Here is a 23562-nt window from a genome sequence, read left to right on the forward strand (position 1 = left end):
TTTTAGGTTTATAAATTACCCAATTGGTATTGCAGCTCAATGGACTGCTGGTTAAACTGATTTATAAATTGTAAATGGTTTTGCTTGATCCTAATGGCACTATTCAGGATCGTGATATAGTTCACATAATCTATTTCACCTTCCTTTGAAGCTAGTTCTGCTGTAGATATTTGCTCTTCTGCCAAAAGCAATGCCCCTTCCTGATAGTAATTCAAGGTTTTTTGAGTTTTTTCCAAGGATTTTAAAAGTTGTGAAACCCTGCTTTCGGTAACCGCTTTTTGCTCTAAGTATTGATTTTCAGCAACCCTCGCATCTGCCTTAGCGGCCTTGACCCTTGATTTTTGTGGTAAGAACCAAAGCGGGATACTAATACCGGCCTGATAGGAGTTAAAACCAGATATGTCATCAACGACTTGCCTTCCATAGGAAAGGTTGAACTTGGGTAAAAACTGTGATTTTTCCACACCAATATTTGCCTTGCTTACTTCAGCATTTTGCATTGAATACTGTAATAATGGATTGTCAGCTACGGATGCCGAATCAAGCACTGCCATATAATTCATCGTTTCGTACGGCAATCCTACTGTTTCGATTTCTTGATCAATTCCCAAATATTGCTTTAAGGCTCTTTTGGCAATTTCAATATTGTCATAGGCCTGTTGCCGCAATACTTGTATTTGTTGATATTCGGAGGAGGCTGCAATAAATTCCAGTTTTCCAGTTTCACCAGTGTCATACCGCAATTGGGATGCAGTCCTAAAATTGGCATAAACGCTGTCCAATTGTTCTGCAAAACGCAATTGTGCCCTATTATAGTTAATTTGGTCATAGGCTTGCATCACATTGCGCACCAACTGTTGCTCATTTAAGGCATAAAACTTTTCTCCCAATTGAACCCTTTCCTTATAAAACTTGGATTTGGAAAAGCCCGAAAGCAAATCGATATTTCCCTGTTGAAACCCAATTGTGGTCTGCACTCCAGGAAGTCCATTGCCAATTTCTTCCTTTCCAGTAAACACTTGGGTGTTTCCCAAGTCGAAGCTAGTGCCCTTCATAGCCTGCTCCCGTTCAATAAATGCCCGACTTTCCTTTAATGAAGGATAATTCTTTTTGGCCATATCAATAGCTTCCTCCATAGTTATGGTTTGGGCTAGAGTCGTTTCTTGTGCATTCGCGGTATTTGAAGATAAAAATCCTCCCAAGCCTAAAAGCACGACAATAAGTGAAGTTCTTTTATTGATATAGCTTACATCGCCATCATTATCTTTTTTCTCTTTTCGTGCTTCAAGCCAATAATAGAGAACAGGAAGAACCACCAAGGTTAATAAGGTTGCCGTTAGTAAGCCCCCAATAACCACCGTTGCCAATGGTCGCTGTACTTCTGCACCACCTGATGTGGAAACCGCCATTGGGATAAAGCCCATTATAGCAGCAGTTGCCGTTAAAAGAATAGGGCGCAACCTCTCGTGTGTCGCTTCATAGATTCGGTCTCTAATGTTTGTCATTCCACTTTCTTTGAGTTCATTGAATTTATTGATGAGGACGAGGCCATTTAATACGGCAACCCCAAAGAGCACTATAAAGCCTACACCTGCCGAGATACTAAAGGGCATCCCGCGTATCCATAATGCGAACACCCCACCAATGGCGGCAAGAGGAACGGCCATATAAATCATAATGGATTGCGAAAATGAACCAAGGGCAAAATATAACAGTATAAATATGAGTGCCAAGGCTATAGGCACCACGATCATCAACCGGTCGGTCGCGCGTTGTAGATTCTCAAAAGAACCTCCGTAGGTTACGTAATATCCAGGTGGAAGTTTTACTTCAGCATCGAGTTTTTGTTGAATTTCCTCAACCATCGATTTCACGTCACGACCTCTAACATTGACCCCCACAGAAATACGCCTATAAGTATTATCTCTCGATATTTGCATAGGTCCAGGTTTATAGCTAATCTCCGCCACCTCTTTTAAAGGAACTTGGTTACCACTGGGCAAATCGATATAAAGATTTTTTAAGCTATTGATGTCTTGTCGGTATTCTTTTGCTAGGCGGATAACCACATCAAATCGTTTTTCACCTTCAAAAATTACTCCTGCTTTCTCTCCAGAAAAAGCTGCGCTTACGTAATCATTGAGTTTATCAACAGTAAGTCCATATTGTGCCATTTTTGCCCTGTTGTAGTTCACCGTAATCTGCGGTAGACCACTTGTAGCCTCCACATTAAGATCTGCAGCCCCAGGAACTGTTCTGATAACTGCAGCAATTTCTTGGATCTTATCTGACAGTACTCCCATATCTTCACCATATAATTTTATGGCAACATCTTCACGAACTCCTGTCAATAATTCATTGAAGCGGAGCTCTACGGGTTGTGTAAACACAAAGTTAACCCCAGGAATGACTGAAATTTTTTCTCGAATTTTCTCAATTAATCCCTCTTTGGTTTCGGCAGTTGTCCACTTGCTCTTGTCTTTTTCCAGAATTATATAGCTATCGGCTATATCCATAGGCATTGGATCTGTTGGAATTTCTGCTACACCAATACGCGAAATCATTGTTTTAACTTCCGGAAATTCTTTTATGATGTTTTGAAGCTTTTTGGAAGCTTCTATAGATTCTGTAAGACTGCTACCTGGCTTAATAAGAGCTTGCATCGCAATATCACCTTCATCAAATTTTGGAATAAATTCACCACCCATATTGCTGAATATAAAACCAGCAATCAATAATAAAGCAACCGCTCCAATAACAACACCTGCTCTAAATCTAAGCGAGAAAGATAATAAAGGCTTATATGTTTTATTAAGCCCACCCATAATTCGATCACTGAATTTATCTATTTTATTCTCAAATTTTGCAAACCATCCATCTTGGTTTTTGGAAGGTTTTAGAAATAGAGCAGAAATCATCGGCACATAGGTCAAACAAAGTATTATAGCTCCTAAAACTGCAAAACCAAAAGTAAAGGCCATTGGTCGGAACATTTTTCCTTCAACCCCCGTTAAGAATAATATAGGAGTAAACACAATAAGAATAATTAATTGACCAAAGAATGCAGAATTCATCATTGTACTTGCCGACTCGTATGCTATCTCATCCATTTCAGCTTGATTAATAACTGCTTTGGATTTTTTTATCCTTTGATGAATATGGAATACCATTCCTTCCACAATAATTACCGCACCATCTACGATGATTCCAAAATCAATAGCGCCCAAGGACATTAAATTTGCCCATACCCCGAATTGTTTCATTAATATAAATGCAAACAATAGGGAAAGTGGAATTACCGAGGCGGTTATCAAGCCTCCACGAAAACTTCCCAAAAGTAAAATCAAAACAAATATTACGATTAACGAACCTTCTATTAAATTTTTTTCTACCGTACTTGTTGTACGACCTATCAAATCACTTCTATCCAAGAAAGCTTCGATATACACCCCTTCAGGTAAAGACTTCTGAATTTCCTTGATACGGGTTTTTACGTTTTCAATAACTTCGCCTGGGCTTTCACCTTTAAGCATTAGAATTTGCCCCCCAACGCTTTCCTTTCCATCCTGAGTAAATGCACCATAGCGTACTTGATTTCCGAATCCTACTTTTTCAGCGAGATCCCCAACTAAAACAGGTGTGCCATTTTGAGTGGTCACCACGGTATTTTCCAAATCTTCAAGACTTCTGGCTAATCCTTCCCCCCGAATAAAGTTGGCCTGATGGTTTTTCTCTATATAGGCACCTCCAGTATTTGCATTATTATTCTTTAATGCTTCAAAGACCTCACCCATAGTGACACCAAAACTTTTAAGTCTGTCTGGGTTAATAGCGACTTCATATTGTTTTACAAATCCTCCAGCTGCATTTACTTCCACAACGCCTGGAACCAATGCCATTTGTCGTTTTACAATCCAGTCTTGTATGGTTCGGAGTTCCATGGCGTCATATTGCCCTTCATAAGCCTTTTCTACTTTTAGAGAGTATTGGTAAATTTCTCCAAGCCCAGTTGTAATTGGCGCCATAAAAGGCGTACCGAAACCTTCAGGAATTTCTTCGCTTACCGCAGTCAGCTTTTCCTGAACCAGTTGTCTGGGAAGATAGGTTCCCGCATCATCTTCAAAAACGATGGTTACCACAGAAAGTCCAAAACGAGATACGGAACGTAGCTCTATCACATCGGGAAGGTTGGCCATTGCCAGCTCTACAGGATATGTCACAAATTGCTCAATATCTTCAGTCCCAAGGTTGGGAGCTGTGGTAATTACTTGTACTTGATTATTTGTAATGTCTGGAACTGAGCCCAGATTTATAGTGGCCATCGACCAAATACCGGTACCGATAAGTGCTACTATTAAAAGACCCACAACAAATTTATTGTTGATGGAAAATGAAATGATTTTATTAATCATGTAATGAGATTTAATTCAGTTAAAATTGTCGAAATGATTATTAGCAATCGCGAAATCATACGAAACAGGAATTAACCCTATGAGTAGGTTAAAAGAGGATATAGCTATCCTAAAAAAAAACTGAATTAAACTTTAGGTGGTTGGAAAAGAGATTCCAGGTATCTGGAATTTAATTGAAAATTATAGGAATTATACTCATTCTGTGACTCGGAGAATATCGGACTAATAGATGTTGGTTGAAAAGGGGACAAGAATACAAAATGCAAACAACATTGATGATTTGTATGCACAGGCGCATTTTCGTGGTCCGGATCTGGATGGTGGTTATCCAATTTGCCATCATCTTTTAAGTAATCTTGATAAACGTAATCGATGAATGAATATCCATCATCTTGTCTGTGATCTTTAAAATGCTCAACAAAATGGGATATTTCTTCAATTTGTTCACAAATTTCCATATTGGCGGCTATTCCTTGAAAAAAGAATAAAAAAGACATTGATATGGAAATGATTATTTTCATAAAGTTTCACAAAGATAATTTAATTGTAGTGCACAGGTTATGCAAATTAGCTATCAATATCAATTCACGAACTTTTTCTTTATTGATAATATTTTTTTCTGTTGCCAAAATGAAACTCGAACCAATAAAATCAATGCAGGCACTTCAACCAACGGCCCAGTTACTCCTGCAAATGCTTGTCCTGAATTTAGTCCGAAATCAATTGAAATCATAGTTGAGGGCTATTCCGAACCATGTAAGTAAATAAATGGCATATCCAATCTTACTTTGATGTGTTCTGTTTTAGGGTAAACCGCTCAAAGAGCAAACAAAGTATCTTTCACCAAACAATAGAAAGAATGGTTGCCGCTAATCCAATATTTCAAGGAAGCATAAAACAGTCGCTAAACGTATAACTCAATAAATTTATTTCCTCGCTTTGTTTTTCATGCGTTTTGGCCCATACCAGAGCCAGAAACCAGTTACTGAGAACAGAAAGAGGGAAACGCCCATAATGCTGGTATAACTCACTTTTATGATTCCATTAGGCGTTTTAAAATAATCGTCCAGAATAGAGCCGTCGTGAACCTGCTCTACAAAGTCGGCTCGTCGAATTCCTATCTGCAACAAATCTCCGGTGGCACCATCCAGTTGAATACTGTTGAGATGCTCTGCAAAAATGAATTTCACAATGCCTTTTTCTTTTCTTATATCTATGCGGTCCAGTTCTAGGGAAAGTGTTTTTCCTACAGAGTCATGAAGCACTTTAAAGGCTTTCTGCTCTAAATCTGCCAGAGGCAGCCATTCTACCAATTTCGAAGAAGTTCCCTTAGTAGTTGCCGGCAACAACACCCCGCCGCTGTGCTTCTTCCATCCCAATAATACACCAGATACCGATATAAAAATAAAAAATACGAATAGGAAAATACCCATAATGCGATGTATTTTTCGCGTATTGCGTAGCAGTTTGGCTTGTTTCTTTCGCGTATTTTTTACTGCCATTTCAATGTATTTATATTTGTCGCACGGCTGACTTTATTTATATTGCCTTTTTCAGGAACTACCAATTGAGTACACAAGGAATTACAACCAAATTTAAAACTTTAGTGGAAAACAAACCACCTAAAATAACCACAACCATTGAGCTTTGAAATTCAAAATAAAGTTCTTTATGCTTATGTACTTTAAAACCTATTTGTTTCAATTTGGAAACAATACAACCGAAAATAGTGATTTAGATAAATTATTATAAAATCATTACTAATAATATATCTCAATTTCAATGAGGAATCTGTTATGAATCTATATAAACATAATTTGTGCCTGCTAAATGGAAGGCTATTTCAAGTGGGGTCAGAAATTGACCTTCCATTACAGGACTTAAAATTATAATGCATACTGACCTTTCAGTCTTAAATTTACTTCAACATCCTCATCACTGGTATTTCTAAAAAACCATCCATGTTTTCCTTCATAAGGAGCAAAAAAAGTACCCACCATATTGTTGGAGTTGGCAATGGTATAACTTTCAAAGTAGACTTCCTTTACCTCTTTTTCTTGCTTTACTTCACCGTGAAAATCGAAATAGAGTATCTCCCCATTCGTGGTAGTCCACTCGTATTTCATTTTTCCATGCTTAAGCATATTTATTTTAAATTCAATTCCTTTTCCTGCTGGTACAACTACTTTGGTTTCATCTTCCTGTAAACTTAATTGAGTAGTTGGAGGAGGATTATCGGCCTCTTTAGGTCTTTCCACAGTAGGCCCTGAACCTGCTTTTTCTAGCTTGATTATTTGGGTAGAAGGATTTGCGGCAATAACTCCTAAACTATTTGTTTCGGCTTCTTCGGGAACGTAAAGCTTGCTAAATCCCAACAGTTCTCCAGCCCCTGTAGGATCCATTCCAAATTCTGCTGGTAATACTGCTATTATTAATAACAGCGCACCAACAAGAAGTGAAATTAGGGTCGCTTTAATAATTTTACTTTTTTCCAATATTGGATGTTTCATTTCTGACATAGTTATTTTTTTTAAGATGTAAAGTAGCCTGTTAATTGAAAGCCGAGCAGTAAAAATCCAGCGGCCATAAGTGCTGTATTTGTAATTGTTGAAAATTTCATAAAACTAGGTTGTCTTCTCCATACCGTTATAAGAATCAATACTACCGCTAAAGCAATAAATTGTCCTATTTCTACACCAATATTGAAGCCTATGAGGTTGGTAAACAATCCTTCTCTATCAAATTTGAATTCTTGTAATTTACTCGCAAGACCAAAACCGTGAAACAGACCGAATATCAAAACCGCTGCCTTTGTATTGGGTTGCTTACCAAAGAATTGCTTAAATCCGCCTAAATTATCGAATCCTTTGTATACGATAGATAGCGCTATAATTGCATCGATTAAGTATGCATTAATGTTGATATCGGCTAAAACACCTAAAAGTAAAGTGGTACTGTGACCAATTGTAAAAAAACTAACATATAATAGCACTTCTTTTGGTTTATATAGAAAGAATATAACACCAACTAAGAATAGTAAATGATCATAACCTGTAATCATATGTTTTGCTCCTATATACAAAAAGGGTCCGAAGGCAACACCATTGTTTCCTAGCAAAAAGGTTTGTGTGTTTTCATCGACACCGTGCGCAAATGCGGTAGTGCAAAGTGCGCAAACGACAGTCAATACCAGAAAGGATATTATCTTTTTTATTTTCATAATAAATTAGATTTAATCCCATTGCAACTTGAGGCACAATGGGATTTTAATTATTAATGTGCGTGCCCGTGGGATTTAACCTGCTCTAAACTATCCATTTTCATTTTGCGGGCCATTTGGATGCTATCCTGCGTACTCATCATTTCCACATTGTTGTCTCTATTAACATTTTCTTGGACATTTGGAGTAGCTTCCTCCTTTTTTGTTTCCTTGCAAGATGCGAATAGGGTCGTCAATGCAACTGCTGTAATAAAAAATACTCTTTTCATAATTTATTGATTTTTGATATTAGTGTTTAAAATTTGTTAATCTATGTTCCTTAATTTGATTACATAAAAATCTAATTGGATTTTTTATTTAGAATATATCTCTTAAAGATTGTTCCTAAATCTTTTTCCGAAAACCATATATCGCTTGGATGAAGATGAAGTACAGGAGCCTGTTGGCATCTATCGTTGCAATCCATTTTATCAACTTCAATTTTATCTTTCAAGTTATATTTCTTTATATAGTATTCTAAACGCTTTCCTTTTTTCTTTCGGCAGTTTGCACCGTTACACTGATAAATGACGGGTTTATTATTGTTAGAATCTTCCATAATGCTATTGTTTATCGTGAATACTCATTTTTTTGTTGTTACATTTTTTATAGGAATATTAATGTATAATTGCCTTTGATTTTATTTGATCTGAATTTCTAACATTTTCTTTTGGTCTAAGAAACAGAAAAACAATTATAAGTAAGGACAGCGTAATAATTCCACCATATAGAAATTCTTTTTCAGGGAAGTAAGTTCCCAAAAATCCGGCTATGGGATATGCGAATGCCCACCATAGATGTGAAAAGGCAAAATGGGAGCCATATACTTTCCCCTGTTCACTATCTGGAATATTTTCTCCAATAAGTGTTTCTGAAGGTATTTCTGCAAGACTTTGTCCCAAACCAGCAAAGATCCAAAAGACAAAGAGCAGGGAAAAATTCAGGTAATTTGCGGCACTAATTGCTAGAGCCAATACTAATGCTCCCAATACTAAGGAAACCTCCCTCGATTTAGATTTATCTATAGCACCAGAAATGAAAGCAGCGACTGTTGCACCAATACCGAAGGCAGCCATAATTAAGCCATAATCCTTATCGGTAAGATCTAGTCCACTTTTTACAAGAATGATTGTATTCACCAATATAAAAGCTCCGGCCATCGCTGTTACCAGTTCTATGAAAAGCGCAAAACGTATGTATTTGTTTTGAAACAAAAGTCTGATGCCCTTGGTTACATCTTGCCAAGTTGTAAGTTGTTCCTTCGGAATATCTTCCTTAGGTACATTCAAGAAATCTTTTGGAAGGGTTAAAAGCAAAATGCCCGCGACAATAAATGTAGCTGCATCAACCAAAAATATTTCGCGAGCACCCAACCAAACTGCAAGGATACCTGCCAATCCTGGCCCTAAAACTCCCAATAACTGATACGTGGCAGCCGATAGACCAATAGCTTGCCGATATAATTTCTTGTCAACTATCTGTGGAATTATAGACCTATAAGTAGGACTAAAAAAAGCATTAAAAACATTCATAAGGAATACCAAGACATAGATTTGCCATTCGGCGGTAATGAACGGTAGCAAGGCGACAAGTCCCATCCTAATAAAGTGGGCCGTGTACAGAATCTTTTTTCGATCTATCCGGTCTGCAAGTACACCTGCAAAAGGTGAAAAGATGATAAAGGCGGTTACCCGCAATGTGAGTGCCGTAGCCAAAATTATAGCTGCCCTTCCTTCCCCAAATTGATAGGCTAATAATGCCAATCCAACCCAAGTAAAGGCATCACCCAACAGGCTAATGGTCTGTGCGAGATACACTTTCGCAAACAACTTATTTTGCAGCGCCTGAAAGGGTTCTGTTAATCTGGATATTACCTTGTCAATTTTCATCTTGGTATCACAAAATTATTTTTTAAATTAAAACTATTCCTCTTCTTCAGAATTTCGCAAAGCAGACAAGATGGAATAAGCGTTTTTAACCACTGGCTTAAAATTGTTAACATCAAAACTTTCGGCAAAAGTTATAGCTGTATAGCCTTCTTGTTCAATTCCTTTTTTAACCTGTTCCAATATAAATTTATAACCACCTTCAGTTTCTTCGGTTTGAAGGATTACAAAATCTTTTCCTTCGTATTGAACGATAGCTTCAGAGGCAATTGCATTTTGCTTATTGGTACCGCTTTCTATCCAAGCTTTTACGTACATACCGGGCAAAAGGCCTTTCTCGTCCCCTTCATTTATATGGGAATAAACCGGTGTCATACGGTCAATACCAGTGGCTTTTCCAATTAAGAAAACCTCGGCAGTGCGGTCAAAAGTATTGTCATTGGAAAGGGAAAACTTAACGGTTTGGCCAACCTCTATAGTTTCTAAATCCTTTTCAAAAGCATTTAATGCCAAATGAACATCGTTTAAATTAACTAGTTCAAATAGAACATCCTGTGGCGATACATAATCCCCAATATTTACATTGCTTGCCTTCACAAAACCTGTAATTGGAGCATAAAGGTTTGCAGTTCGCGATATATTGCCGTTTTGTACAGAATTCTTACTGATTCCAGCAAGCGCAAGTTGTTGTTCATATGCCTTAACCCGCCCTTGTGTTATTCTATAATCTGAAGAAACCTGTTGAAACGTTTTTGCAGAATTTATGTCTTCTTCCCGCAATTGTTTTTGGCGGTTATATTCTTCTTCAAGAAATTGGAGTTTGCTTAAACTTTCCAAATAATCCTGTTGGATTTGGATAAATTCAGGATTTTCAATTGTGGCCAAGACTTGGCCTTTTTTAATCTCTTCACCAGGTAGTCTCCCTGCAGTTTTTAAATAACCTCCTAAAGGTGCAGATACAGAAGCCATACTTTCAGGCTCTACATCAATGACTCCATTCAGTTTGATAATATTACTAAGATTTCTCATTTCAATCTCCCCGGTTTCAATTCCGGCAAGATTGTATTGGTCTTTGGTAAAAGTGATTTGTTTGGATCCGTTTGCAACTGGTTGTTCTTCTTTTATCGAAGATTTTTCGGAAGATTCCATTTTTTCGGAATCCTTGTTGCCACAAGCCACTATGAATAGGCTAGATAAAATGAGCAGCGATATTTTTGTTCTAAATTGAATTTTCATTTTTATATATTTTAATGTGAAATCACTTTTTTACAAGCCCAATAAGGCTTCGATTACTATGATAGACTGGTTATATTGATAAAGTGTGTTTAAATAATCTGTTTGAATACTATTCGCCAAAGTGAGGTTTTGCAGGTATTGCGTGTAAGAAACATCTCCACTTTTAAAGCTCTTTTCTGAATTGTTAATAATAAGTTCCGCCTGTGGCAACGCTTCATTTTGATAGTAACTCAAAGTTCCCTGAAGTTTGTAATATTCTTGTAACAAATTTTGTAGTTCCCCTTGTAACTGGGTTTGGTTCAACTCAATTTGAGATTGGGCGATCTCCTCTTCAATTTTTGCTGCCTTGATCTTGGAACGATGCCCCCCAGGAAAAATGGGAATTGCAACCCCTACCTGAAAGGATGAAAATAAGTCATCATCACTAAAATTTTGGTTTGCTAACCCGCTACTTTGAGCATTATTAAAGGTTTGGCTGTTATAACCGAACATAATATCAGGTAAAACTTTGTTCCTTTCCACATTTGTCTCCCGTTTTCTTACCTCTAATTGTTGTTTTAGATAGGCGTAAAACGGGCTTTGTTCTACAGATTGACTTTCAATATCGAAATTTATCTCACTAGGGATTAATTCAGTGGATTTAACACTAATATTCTCCTTAGTGTTCAAGACTACTTGTAGTCGGTTTTGTGCGATTCTCAAATCGGCTTCGTTCTGTTGAAGCTTATTTTTTATTTGCATCGATTGAGCTGCTGAGGTTACGCTTTCCAATTTTGTGGATTCTCCTGTTTTATAACGCATCAAACTTGACTTATTCAGATTGCCGTAAAGGCTATCTTGACGTTGTAATAATCGTTTATTTTCCATTAAAAACACAGTTCTTAAATAGGCAGCTTTTACATCGGCAATTAGTCTATTTTCTTCTATAACTTTCAGTTGCTCACTACTATTGACCTTAGCTTTCGCAAGCTTGAACTGACTGGTATAAACTGTAGGAAAATTGATTCGTTGCGTAACACCATAAAGATTATCTTTTACCGCAGGCGTATTAAATTCGCCGCCTGAGTAGGAAAATTCTGTTTTAGGAATGCTTATCGCGCCATACTTTCCTGTTTCTTCAACATCTATTTCATATTGCGCAATCTTAATTCGGTTATTGTTTTTAAGTGCAAGTTCAATAGCCTCAGGTAATGTAAGTTCACGCTCCTGTATTTGGTTAATTTCTTGTGCTTGAAGCTGCATTGCCGGAAAGAATAAGCCTCCAATGACGATTAAAGTAGCTAATTTCTTTCTTCCGAAATTGAATTTAGCTTTTCTATCAGTAAAATAAATGTACAGAACGGGTAGAACGATTAGCGTTAATGCAGTTGCCGTAATCAAGCCACCAATAACCACTGTAGCCAATGGCCTTTGTACTTCTGCACCGGATGAATTTGACAATGCCATAGGTAAAAACCCTAATGCTGCAACGGTAGCAGTCATTAGTACTGGTCTCAATCTCACGCGTGTTCCTTTAAGGACACGTTCATAAATATCAGTTACACCTTCTGCATCTAGCCTGTTGAATTCTGCAACCAATACGATACCGTTTAAAACGGCCACACCAAATAATGCAATAAATCCGATTCCAGCCGAAATACTGAATGGTAAATCTCTTATGATTAGTGCAAAGACACCTCCAATAGCAGATAACGGGATCGCCGAAAAAATAAGCAAACTTTGTTTTATTGAGCCAAAAGCAAAATAGAGCAAAATTAAAATCAGCAACAAGGCTACTGGTAAGGCGATCATCAATCGTTGATTGGCCTCTTGCAGGTTTTGAAATTGACCGCCATAGGTTACATAATAACCTGCTGGCATATCAACATTCGAAGCCATAATTTGTTTGATATCCTCAATGATACTTTGTACATCCCTATCACGTACATTGAAGCCAACAATAATTCGACGTTTTGCATTATCTCGCTGAATTTGTACAGGTCCGGGTTCAAAGGAAACGCTTGCTACTTCACTTAGCGGAATTTGCCTTCCTTCCGGGGTGCTCACATATAAATTCTGTACATCGGTAATATCAGTTCGGTAATCTTTATCCAATCGAACCACTAGATCAAAACGGCGTTCTCCTTCATATACAAGTCCAGCCGAAGTACCCGCAAACGCAGTTTCAATAGCATTGTTTACATCCTCGATATTCATCCCATATTGAGAAATCTTATCACGGTTCATTTGAATATTGATTTGTGGTAATCCAGTCACTTCCTCAACATACAAATCTGCAACTCCATCTACCGATTTTATTTTGCTCCCAACATTGCTGGCTAGATCTGAAAGAATATTAAGATCCTCGCCATAAATTTTGATTACAACATCTTGTTTTGCACCTGTCAAAAGTTCATTGAAACGCATTTGTATGGGCTGTTGAAAGCTAAAAGTAGCATTAGGGATTGTTGACAGGGATTCTTTCATCTCTGCTGCCAGTTCTTCTCTTCCGCCAGCTTTTGTCCATTCCGATTTTGGACTCAAAATAACCATCATATCTCCTGCTTCAATTGGCATAGGATCCGTTGGTATTTCTCCCGAACCGATTTTGTTCACTACTTGCAATACTTCATCTGGATATTCTTTTAATAGTATAGTTTGCGCCTTCTGAGAAACATCAATCATTTGGTCGATGGAACTTCCAACAGGAACTCGTGTCTCTACTGCAAAATCTCCTTCGTCCAACTGCGGAATAAACTCGCCCCCCATATTGGCAAATACTACTAGTGTAATAACAAATAACCCTATTGCCAATCCAATTACCAAAAGTTTTGCATGAAGCGCAGCTTTTATAATAGGATTATAAATTCGCTGAAAGAAATCCATCATTTTATCAGAAAAATTTCTTTTATGTTCCGTCTTTCGACCGAGTACCAGAGCAGACATCATAGGAACATAGGTAAGCGATAAAATTAATGCGCCCAGAATAGCGAACATTACCGTTTGCGCCATGGGGTGAAACATTTTCCCAGCTACCCCAGTCAATGCTAAAATAGGTAGATATACAATTAGAATAATTATTTGCCCGAACGCTGCAGAATTCATCATTTTTCCAGCAGATCGTTTCACTTCGGTATCCATCTGTTCAGAAGATAACTTTTCCACTCCGGCATACTTCTTTTTACCCGTATGGATCCCGAACATTACAGATTCAACAATAATTACCGCTCCATCTACGATAAGACCAAAGTCTATGGCACCCAAACTCATCAGGTTCCCCGAGACTCCAAAAAGTTTCATCATTGATATTGCAAAAAGCATTGAAAGAGGTATAACGGAAGCCACGATCAATCCACCCCTTAAGTTCCCCAGAAAGAGGATTAATACAAAAATTACAATCAACGCCCCTTCCGTAAGGTTGGTGGTTACCGTTCCTATCGCGCGATCCACCAATTTTTTCCTATCGAGATAAGGTTCAATAGTAACTCCTTCTGGTAAAGTTTCCTTAATCTGTTCAATTTTATCCTTAACAGCATTTATAACTGCAGAAGAGTTTGCACCTTTTAACATCATCACAATTCCCGTAACCACTTCGCCTTCTCCGTTTCGAGTAGCAGCTCCATATCGAACTCCGTGACCGAATTGAACTTTAGCAACATCCCTAACAAGTATTGGTGTTCCATTACTCACTTTAACAACTATCTTCTCTAGCTCTTGCAAATTATTCACGAGGCCTTCACTACGTATGAAATATGCATTGGGTCCCTTGTCGATATAAGCCCCACCGGTATTTTGATTGTTTTTTTCTAGCGCAGTAAAAATTTCTTCAATAGTAATATTCATACTTTGAAGTTTATTAGGATCTATAGCTATTTCATATTGCTTAACAAATCCACCAAAACCACTAACTTCCGCAACCCCAGGTGTTCCCAATAGCTGTCTTTTAATAATCCAGTCTTGTATTGAGCGTAACTCGGTAGCATCGTATTGATCCTCATACCCTTCTTCGGGATGTATTACATATTGATATATTTCACCCAAGCCAGTGGTAACAGGTGCCATTTCAGGCTCTCCCACACCTTCAGGTATATCTTTTGCTGCCAAAGACAAGCGTTCTTGAACTTGCTGTCGAGCCCAATAGAGATCAGTATCTTCTTCAAATACTATGGTCACAATGGAAAGCCCAAAACGAGAAAAAGATCGCATATCCTTTATACCAGGTATGCTTACCATTGTTTGTTCAACTGGAAATGTAACAAGTTGCTCCACTTCTTGTGCTGCAAGGGTAGGGGAAACTGTTATAACCATTACCTGATTATCTGTAATATCCGGTACGGCATCTATGGGTAATTGTGTTAAGGAATAGGTTCCCCAACCAATTAAGAATAAGGTTAATATTCCGACAACAAGTTTATTGTTGATCGAAAACTGAATGATTTTATCTAACATTATAGTAGAAGAATTTTAAGATGGAAAACGAAAATGGAAAACATCAAGAGCTGACCTTATAGGCCCTTGAAAAAAAGGCATATAGTTTTAATGCTAAAGATGAATTAGGGAAATAGTTATAACAAAGAATTATGTCATAACTAAATAGGGATATAAATATCATCAAGTTCAGTTGAAGCTTGAATAGTATATATCACCTTAAGAAATTAACAAGACGGAGGTCCCCGAAGGGTATGGGAAGGTAATGCTGAAAAATATGGAATTATAGGATAATCCCGAAAACGTTGCTTTTCAAAATTCGCGAACCAAATTTCTTGATTGTCAATGTGAACATTTAAAGGCGAGTTTTGAAAAATTTTAATTTTTACATCTAGATTTTTAACGGTGCCCGTTACATACTTTAAACTTCTTTCATTCAAGGAATGCTGGAAGTGCTCAAAAATATGGCCAAGCTCTAGATGTTCTTGAGCTATTTGTTGAGAACCTATTTCAGAAGCATTAGAAACGTGCTCAGCATCAATATGAGGTACGATGTCGTGACCTATCATATTGAAGGCTGCTGCAAAGAACAGTATATTTCTAAATAGCTTCAAAGCAATTGTTTGATAAAGCAGCGAATTTATGAAATTTTTTTTTACACTTTAAGTAAATATAAAGTGCAAAAATTTTAACAATTCGCAATCCCCTCTGATTTTATTATACACAGGGGATTACAAATTAGTTGTCTGTTATTAAAGCTCAATGCTCAAATAGCCTTTTTTCTGAAGTTGAAAATTATGCAACAAGCCATTGTCCACTACTACTAGCTCATGTGGAATATCTTCTTTATTGACTTTGAATTTTTTTAAAGATAATCCACAAACTACAATTTTTACGTGGGCTTTTTTTGCTTTTTCTATAAAGCTCTTCATCATTTCTTTATCTGTAAGGTTTTCAACAGTTTTTCCACAAATGATCGCTTGAAAATCGCCAAAACTCTTTCCATCTTCTTCCGCTAGAGCCTCTGCTGTTAAAATAATAGGCTGAAGTTGAGGGATCTTTTTTGTAAGCACTACATAATTATGTGAATGCTGTTCTTGTTTAGTAGTTTGTGCATTTAGAGAACTGGTAAATGTTAGTGCTAGAATAGTTAAACCTAAAATTAGCTTTTTCATAGTTATTTTTTTTGAAATGTTTGTATATCGTTTAATATAAAAAATAGCAATCCCCCTAAAATTGCAATATTCTTAAAAAGAGGGCCTAAAGTATGTATTTGTCCAACCTGCACGGTCAAGGTTATTGGAACTAAAACAGCCGCTAGTGCCATTGCAGCCCATTTGGTTTTATAACCAACTAAAAGCAAAAATCCTGCAATCATCATTATAACTCCAGATATGATTATTAAATATTCGGGATTGCCTAAAAAATAGGCAATTCCTTTAAACCTAGCTTGGTCAATTCGGTTTATAGTCTTTTCGAGGTTTAAAATATGATTAAAACTCGCCACCAAAAATATACCGCTCAATAAAATACGGAACAGCTGAACCGATCTATAGGAAACTGAAATAGTTGTTTTCATAAGATTCAATAGTTATTGTGAATAAATTTGTCTGGAAAATCAAATATTTCCAAACCTTTTATCAAGCATTATACTACTGAATATTTTGGAGGAGGATATAATTTTCCGGGATGTATACTTATAACCAATGGCCTTATATATACGAATTTCGTAAAATCCAGGTCTCGGGTTTCAGGAATTTCAATTTCTTCTGTAAACTGATAATTATTTGAACAGATCCTGGCCAGTTTCAAGATTTGAATTGGAGAGGAGGTTTCTATATTGTCGACCGTTTTATTCAAACTATTATGTTTCTTTTCACAGAAAGGATTAAGCAGAACTACCTCATCGGTTTTCAGTATTAAACCTATTATATCAGAATCTACCGTGATCAGCTTTCCTGAAAAAACCATCACCAGAACTATCGCTATATATTGTTTTCCGAGCATAAAAGTTTTCAAATATATATGATTTTACCTCTAATCCATGTAACTATTGTTACATAAAGATTATTCATGGAGCTTGTGTAACAATGGTTACCGAATGTCTATTCAAATAGCCTTATATTGAAAGGTAATAATCAAAAAGAAAGAAAATTATGGAATATTATTTTGCTAAAACAATAACTGGAGAATTTGAAGAAGTTATTAAAAAAGTTACAAATGAATTGGAAAAGGAGGGCTTTGGGGTATTAACGGAAATAGATATTAAAGCAACCTTGAAGAAGAAATTAGATGTCGATTTTAAGAAGTATCGGATTTTGGGCGCTTGCAACGCTCCTTATGCGTATAAAGCTTTAAAAGCGGAAGATAAGATAGGTGCCATGTTGCCTTGCAATGTGATTGTCCAAGAATTGGAAAATGGAAAAATCGAAGTCGCAGCAGTAAATCCAATGGCCTCCATGCAGGCTGTGGAAAATAAAGATTTAGAGAAAATCGCCAAGGAGATTGGACATAAATTAGAAAAAGTGATAAACCAAGTTTAAACTCTAAAATGAAAAAAAAGAGGATCAAGGGCATATAATGACCCTTCTACAAACAACAATATGTAAAATTTCATCTCCTGAATTTTTTTTCAAGATTTTTTATCCACTCTTTCAAATGTTTTTAACACTTGTATTTTTTTGGTATTCCTTGTCGATATTATAATCTTGGTCGTATACTGAAACTGCAATGTGATATGAAATGTTCGTTGAATTGATGGCAAAATTGAATAATTCATGGAGTTTAAGGTCAAATAAAATGTTTTAAAATTAATTAGAATGATTTCTTTAAAATCGCATTATTCTGTACCTATTCTGTACCCATTAGAAACAAGAAAGGCTCCACATTTCTGTGAAGCCTTGTCTTTCCTAGTAGCGGGAACTGGACTCGAACCAGTGACCTTCGGGTTATGAGCCCGACGAGCTACCTACTGCTCTATCCCGCGATATATCGTGAATTTCAAAATGTCAATTTTTGCGATCTCGTTGTTGATGTTTCCATCGTTATTGCTACGCTATCGGACTGCAAATATACAACACATTTCTACTTATACAAACATTTTTAAAAAAAATTATTCAGAAATCCAGTTCATCGCTTCCATCCTCTCTTGGTTCTCAAATGCTCTCACATCTGCCTTCATTACTAAGTCCTTAAAAATCATCGCGCTAGACATTCTTTTGAGATCAGACACCATTGCGATCTTAGAAAAATGTTTTGCATGATCTAATTTAAATATTAGATCTTTTAAAATATTAATCAATGAAATTGAATGTCCTTCGGTTATTTTTACGAATAAATTAATGGTTGGATGTGAATCTAGTTTATTTAAGATCTCCTCATGAATCTCGTCTAAAGTTTTAGTATCAATATCAGAATCTACCAAAATTCCAACTACTTGTTCTGAGAATTCAAATTTTGATATCATATACACTATTTATAATTCAATTTAAAAATAGTAATTTAAATACAGAATGATTTATAAATGTGTATTCATTAACATTTAGTTACTGTTCCAGGTTATTAACCTCAAAACCAGTAAGTTCATTATCTGAGAAAGAGACTGATATTTCTATAGGATTACAACATATCTCACAGTCTTCAACATAAGTTTGTCTAGTTACAGAGGTATCCAGTAACATAGAAATATCCTCCCAGCAATAGGGGCATTGAAAGAAATGTTCTAACATATTAAAGGTTTTATACTTAATTAGCTATAAAATTAAGCATCTTAACGCAGCAGAGCGAGAAGAATTTTTACAAATAAATCCTAAAATTAATTGAGCCGTCCAAAATCTTAAACCTTATAGCTCCAAGTTTAACAACTGCCCCGTTAATTGCAACACCTGTAATTCTGCAAGTTTGGCATCGTATTTTGCAAGATTCTTATTTGTTCTGGCATTAAGCAAATTGGTTTGAGCCTGACGAAATTCTATGGATGAGATCTGACCTAATTTAAATTGCTCCTGAGATCTATTAAAATTGTCTTCGTTGGTAATCACATTCTTCTCCTGCACTTCATAGATATATCGCTTATTTTGATAATTACCCCATGAGTTCGCAATATCTCGTTTAACCTCTAAAATAATTTGTTCTTTTAGGTATTGCTGATTCTCAAATCTAATTGAAGCGTTCTTAACGTTCGTTATAGTTCTTCCACTATCAAATAGATTCCATGTTAAATTTAAGCCCGCAGAATAGCCTCTAGATGTATTTGTTTGCACAAAAGAGGTAGAAGGAAGATTACTATTATTCCAACCATAAGAACCGGTAAGCCCCAGACTTGGAAGATATCCAGATCTACTAACTTTTATATCGTAATCTGTAATTTGGAGATTACTCTCTGCCTGCAATAGGCTCACATTGTTAAGATTGGAGGTCTTTATAAAATTCTCTATTTCTAACTCAGATAAAAAATTGATTGTGGTATCTATAGCAATAGACCTTAAGTCTTTTTGAGGCTCATTGAGTATTACCAGCAGATCTCGTTTCGTATTTTCTAGTTGCTGTTGTGTGTTTAACAATGTAATACTATCATTATTAACATCTACCTCCGCATTTAAGATGCCTAATCTAGAAGTCTGTCCATAATCAAATTGATACTGGGCTCTGGTAATACGCTGTTTAGAGATCTCTAACGTTTCATTGAGAACGCCTACATTTTCGGTTAGTCTTGCCACTTCAAAATACACGCTCATAAGCTGCAAAATGGTATTCTCTATGGTCTCTCTTGCCTCTAATTTGGTTAGTTTATATTGTTCCTTCAACTGCTTATAGGTATAGAACCTACCTAAGCCATCAAACAAGGTGTAATTTAAATTAAGCGAGGCATTGTAACGCTTAGTTTCTGCTCCATTCAAATTACGAGCTTCTCCCTCCTGAAATTGAGCTTCAATATCTTCATTGTTATAATTTGCACCAGCATTGGCAGTTACACTAGGCAAATAACCAGAATTTAAAATTCCTTGATTGTTATCTGCAATTTCAACCAGATTATTAGAACGTTGAATCCCAAAATTATTTTCTAAGGTTCTTTGTATTGCTTCTTCCTTGGTGAGCACTGTTGATTGTGCAAAAACATTTCCGCAAAAGATGAGCAAGATTAATGATAAGATAGGTTTAACTTGCCTCATGAACTTCTTCTTCTCTTTGTTCTTTAATAGCTCTTTCAACTTCCTCATTTTTCACTTTTTTTCCTGTAGCCAACCAAATACTACCCACTTTTATATTATTACTGATAGATAGAAATAGCGGTAGAAGCAGTAATGTTAAGATGGTTGCTATCCCAATTCCGTAAGCAATAGAAATTGCCATTGGTTTTAAGAACTGGGCCTGTCTACTTTTTTCAAATATTAAAGGAGCTAATCCTGCTATGGTGGTGATAGAAGTTAAAAATATAGCTCTAAATCTGGAGCGCCCGGCCTCATATAGCGCCTTTTCAAACTTCATTCCTTCCACTAAAAAACTATTGAACTTTCCTATAAATACCAATCCATCATTTACCATGATCCCTATTAAAGCAATGATACCCAGTGCTGATAATACGTTTATTGGGAACCCATGAATCCAATGCCCCCACGCTACTCCAATAACACTAAATGGTATCATAATCATAAGAAGTAAAGGCTGACTGTAACTTCTAAAAGTAAATGCGATGGTGGCATAAATAAGGAATAAGACAATAGGTAACACTTTATTTGCAGATGCACTTAATTTATTTGCCTCTCTATTTTGTCCTTCATAAGAAACAGACAATGAAGGATATTGTGCGAGTATATCTGGCATGATATTATCCTCAATATCTTGTAAAATCTCTGTAGCAGATCCATTTGGATCTTCCATATCTGCGCTTACCCGAATTTCTCTTTTCCCCTCTAAATGACTTATAGATTCTGTTCCTCTAACGATCTCATAAGTAGCGATCTCTCTAAACGGAACTCTATTTCCAGACGGAGTTATTAACCTATAATCATCTAATTGTGTGATAGAAGATCGAGCTTCTAGATCATAGCGTACCCATACTCTAATCTCATCCTGTCCGCGTTGAAAGCGTTGTGCTTGCGCTCCAAAAAAGGCATTTCTAACCTGCCTCATTACGTTGTTGAGATCCAAGCCTAGCGCATAGGCATTGTTCTTTAGCTTAATGTCTATTTCTTTAATTCCCTTTGGATCGCTGTCTGTAACATCTTTAAGCAATGAGTTGTTCTCAAAAATTTCTTTAAGCTCTTCTTTAGCAGCTTCTAATTCTGAAATATTATTACCCAGCAATGATACAGAAACCGGACTTCCACCAAAATTTCCTCCAGAACCAAAGGTGAGACTTTCCACGCCAAATACAGGTCCTACTTCTTCTCTTATAGAATTTGTTATCTCTGGAGATCCAAAATCTCTCTCTTCTCCCGGAAGTAGATTTACTTGCAAAGAGGCTTTATTATTACCAGGTCCCACTTGCTTAATAATATTTTCTACTACTTGCTTATCTCCAGATTGCTTGGCAGAATATTCTTCATTCACTCTCCATGCAGCAGCCTCTACCATGCTAATTATAGAGTCTGTTTTGGCAGGATTAGTACCTTCCGCCATCAAAAGGTCTATAGAAACCCTATCACTCGCTATACTTGGGAAAAGTGTGACTCTAATCCATCCTCCTCCAATTGCTCCTATAGTAAGTATAAAGAATACCAAGAGAATGGAAAAGCTCAATATCTGCTGACTTAGTACGAACTTAAGCACTGGGCTATAGATTCTATCTCTTAAGTAAGACATTATTCTATCTCCGGTTCTATTAAAACCTCTTAGCTTATCAAATATTTTAGCGAAGCCTTTTTTCTTCTCGTTTAGTACTTCAGAATCCCTTTTTAAGGCTTTAGAATGTGCTATATGCGCTGGTAATATTACAAGAGCTTCAACCAAAGATACAGTTAAGGTTAAAATAACAACTGTAGAAACTTCTCCAAAGAATTCTCCAATTCTACTATCTAAGAATAAGAAAGTACCAAATGCTAGTATCGTAGTTATTATTGCTGAAATAATTGGTGGCACTACTTCCATAGTACCATCTATAGCAGCATTAATAGGAGTTTTACCCATTTCATAATGCTGATAGATATTTTCTGAAATAACAATCCCATCATCTACCAGAATTCCTATAACGATAATCATCCCAAAAAGCGATAGAACATTTATAGTTACTCCAAATTGTTGTGCAAAAATGAACATCCCTAAAAAAGCAACAGGTAAACCAAATGCCACCCAAAACGCCAATCTTGTATTTAAGAAAAATGAGAGAAAGAATAAAACCAATAATATACCAACAAAACCATTTTCCAGCAATAGCATGGTTCTTTGATTTAAGGTAATAGAAGAATCACTCACAACATCCAACCTTACATTAGTGTTCTTCTCATTAAATGCTGTTATGTATTCACGAACGTTCTCTGCCGTGGAGACAAGATCTTCACTGTTAGTATTACTAATTTGAATATTTACTGAGTTGTTACCATTAAAATAGGAAGCATTGGGAGTCTCAGAAAAACGATCTCTTATCTCTGCAATATCACCTAACCTAACAGTCTGGCCGCTGGCACTAGCTCTTACTACTAGATCATTTAAAGCATCTCCATAGTAAGATCTATTATTAGCACGTATTAAGTAATCTTCTGCATTTGTTTTAATGGTACCACCGGTAGAAAGAATGTTCGCATTAGAAACGGTAGCAGCCACTTCTTCAAATGAAAGATTATAGGCCAAAAGATCTTCTTGACTTACTGCTATCTCTATCTCTTCTTGAGGAAATCCGGAAATACTAATTTGAGAAATACCATCTATTCCTCTAAGGTCGTTCTCAATTTGTTGGCTAATTTGTTTTAAAGTAGCTAGCGGAATATTTTCTCCACTTACCGAAAAACTAATTGTAGATCTAATTTGCTCCTGTTTTGCAACCACCAAAGGTTCCATTCCTGATGGAAAATTAGGAACCCTATCTACAGCGTTCTTAACTTCAGCTAGAAGAGCATCAATATTTTCACCTTTTTCTATTTCTACGGTTATTGATCCTCCACTCTCACGAGCCGTTGAAGTTACCCGATCTATACCTACCAATCCTTTAAGATTATCTTCAATCTTCAGAATAATTCCCTCTTCGATCTCTTCTGGTGAAGATCCCGGATAAGCTACACTAATTGTTATGATCTTAGAATCTACCAATGGAAAGAAGGAAGACTTCATGTTCATAACTCCAATTATTCCGAAGATCACAAAAGCGAAGATCAAAATATTAACTGCAACCTCGTATTTTATAAAATAACTAATTATTTTTCTCACA

19 protein-coding genes, 1 tRNA gene and 2 pseudogenes are annotated in these 23562 nt (G+C 36.4%); 2 read left to right on the top strand and 20 right to left on the bottom strand.

Translation table 11 applies throughout. The features are described 5' to 3' along the window. Positions 1–8 precede the first annotated feature (8 nt). The 3 genes and pseudogenes from BLT84_RS01545 to BLT84_RS16375 all read right to left on the bottom strand — a co-directional run. Positions 9–4412 (bottom strand): CusA/CzcA family heavy metal efflux RND transporter, encoded by a 4404-nt coding sequence (locus BLT84_RS01545; RefSeq protein ID WP_091262410.1) that lies wholly within the window; start codon positions 4410–4412, stop codon positions 9–11. A gap of 125 nt (positions 4413–4537) precedes the next feature. Continuing rightward, complete coding sequence (locus tag BLT84_RS01550; protein WP_157717881.1) at positions 4538–4933, bottom strand: hypothetical protein; 396 nt, start codon at positions 4931–4933, stop codon at positions 4538–4540. Between the two features lie 59 nt (positions 4934–4992). Further along, positions 4993–5130, bottom strand: a pseudogene (locus BLT84_RS16375) (arsenical-resistance protein); the annotation flags it as partial. A gap of 42 nt (positions 5131–5172) precedes the next feature. Between BLT84_RS16375 and BLT84_RS16210 the strand changes: the two are divergent. Then, a pseudogene (locus tag BLT84_RS16210) lies at positions 5173–5328 on the top strand (IS1595 family transposase); the annotation flags it as partial. A 10-nt stretch (positions 5329–5338) separates the two neighbouring features. On the opposite strand, the gene BLT84_RS01555 reads toward BLT84_RS16210, so the two are convergent. The 12 genes from BLT84_RS01555 to BLT84_RS01610 all read right to left on the bottom strand — a co-directional run bounded on the left by BLT84_RS01555 (position 5339) and on the right by BLT84_RS01610 (position 17219). After that, positions 5339–5914 carry a PepSY domain-containing protein gene (locus BLT84_RS01555; RefSeq protein WP_091262413.1) on the bottom strand — a complete coding sequence of 192 codons (576 nt, stop codon included), beginning with the start codon at positions 5912–5914 and terminating at the stop codon, positions 5339–5341. 384 nt (positions 5915–6298) lie between these two features. Beyond that, a complete protein-coding gene (locus BLT84_RS01560; RefSeq protein ID WP_091262415.1) occupies positions 6299–6931 on the bottom strand; it encodes a hypothetical protein in 633 nt (210 codons plus the stop codon). Positions 6932–6942: 11 nt separating this feature from the next. Beyond that, entirely contained in the window at positions 6943–7632 is a 690-nt protein-coding gene (locus tag BLT84_RS01565) for a HupE/UreJ family protein (protein WP_091262417.1), read from the bottom strand. A gap of 53 nt (positions 7633–7685) precedes the next feature. Beyond that, entirely contained in the window at positions 7686–7901 is a 216-nt protein-coding gene (locus BLT84_RS01570; RefSeq protein WP_034917168.1) for a hypothetical protein, read from the bottom strand. A gap of 71 nt (positions 7902–7972) precedes the next feature. Then, positions 7973–8230 (bottom strand): (2Fe-2S) ferredoxin domain-containing protein, encoded by a 258-nt coding sequence (locus BLT84_RS01575; RefSeq protein ID WP_034917172.1) that lies wholly within the window; start codon positions 8228–8230, stop codon positions 7973–7975. A 58-nt stretch (positions 8231–8288) separates the two neighbouring features. Further along, positions 8289–9560, bottom strand: coding sequence for an MFS transporter (locus tag BLT84_RS01580; RefSeq protein WP_091262420.1), 1272 nt, complete (start codon positions 9558–9560; stop codon positions 8289–8291). A gap of 33 nt (positions 9561–9593) precedes the next feature. Further along, entirely contained in the window at positions 9594–10793 is a 1200-nt protein-coding gene (locus tag BLT84_RS01585) for an efflux RND transporter periplasmic adaptor subunit (RefSeq protein ID WP_091262422.1), read from the bottom strand. A 30-nt stretch (positions 10794–10823) separates the two neighbouring features. After that, positions 10824–15221, bottom strand: coding sequence for a CusA/CzcA family heavy metal efflux RND transporter (locus tag BLT84_RS01590; protein WP_091262424.1), 4398 nt, complete (start codon positions 15219–15221; stop codon positions 10824–10826). A 206-nt stretch (positions 15222–15427) separates the two neighbouring features. Continuing rightward, positions 15428–15814, bottom strand: a complete 387-nt coding sequence (locus BLT84_RS01595; protein ID WP_231929406.1) for a hypothetical protein — start codon at positions 15812–15814, stop codon at positions 15428–15430. Between the two features lie 138 nt (positions 15815–15952). Beyond that, positions 15953–16375: a DsrE family protein gene (locus BLT84_RS01600; RefSeq protein ID WP_091262428.1), complete on the bottom strand. Its 423-nt coding sequence runs from the start codon at positions 16373–16375 to the stop codon at positions 15953–15955. 2 nt (positions 16376–16377) lie between these two features. Next, positions 16378–16779: a DoxX family protein gene (locus BLT84_RS01605; protein WP_091262431.1), complete on the bottom strand. Its 402-nt coding sequence runs from the start codon at positions 16777–16779 to the stop codon at positions 16378–16380. Between the two features lie 68 nt (positions 16780–16847). Next, a complete protein-coding gene (locus BLT84_RS01610; protein WP_157717882.1) occupies positions 16848–17219 on the bottom strand; it encodes a hypothetical protein in 372 nt (123 codons plus the stop codon). A gap of 137 nt (positions 17220–17356) precedes the next feature. Between BLT84_RS01610 and BLT84_RS01615 the strand changes: the two genes are divergently transcribed. Then, positions 17357–17743, top strand: a complete 387-nt coding sequence (locus tag BLT84_RS01615) for a DUF302 domain-containing protein (RefSeq protein WP_091262435.1) — start codon at positions 17357–17359, stop codon at positions 17741–17743. 370 nt (positions 17744–18113) lie between these two features. Here BLT84_RS01615 and BLT84_RS01620 read toward each other — a convergent pair. The 5 genes from BLT84_RS01620 to BLT84_RS01640 all read right to left on the bottom strand — a co-directional run bounded on the left by BLT84_RS01620 (position 18114) and on the right by BLT84_RS01640 (position 23561). After that, positions 18114–18186 (bottom strand) — tRNA-Met (locus BLT84_RS01620). 126 nt (positions 18187–18312) lie between these two features. Continuing rightward, complete coding sequence (locus BLT84_RS01625) at positions 18313–18666, bottom strand: STAS/SEC14 domain-containing protein (RefSeq protein WP_091262437.1); 354 nt, start codon at positions 18664–18666, stop codon at positions 18313–18315. Between the two features lie 79 nt (positions 18667–18745). Further along, on the bottom strand, positions 18746–18928 hold the full coding sequence (locus BLT84_RS01630) for a CPXCG motif-containing cysteine-rich protein (RefSeq protein WP_091262439.1): 183 nt from the start codon (positions 18926–18928) through the stop codon (positions 18746–18748). Between the two features lie 114 nt (positions 18929–19042). Then, positions 19043–20371 (bottom strand): TolC family protein, encoded by a 1329-nt coding sequence (locus BLT84_RS01635; protein WP_091267920.1) that lies wholly within the window; start codon positions 20369–20371, stop codon positions 19043–19045. Continuing rightward, positions 20358–23561, bottom strand: coding sequence for an efflux RND transporter permease subunit (locus BLT84_RS01640; RefSeq protein ID WP_091262441.1), 3204 nt, complete (start codon positions 23559–23561; stop codon positions 20358–20360). Before BLT84_RS01640 ends, BLT84_RS01635 begins: the two co-directional genes overlap by 14 nt. Between the last annotated feature and the right edge of the window lies 1 nt (position 23562).

It is taken from the genome of Gillisia sp. Hel1_33_143, assembly GCF_900104765.1.
Classification (GTDB): Bacteria; Bacteroidota; Bacteroidia; order Flavobacteriales; family Flavobacteriaceae; genus Gillisia.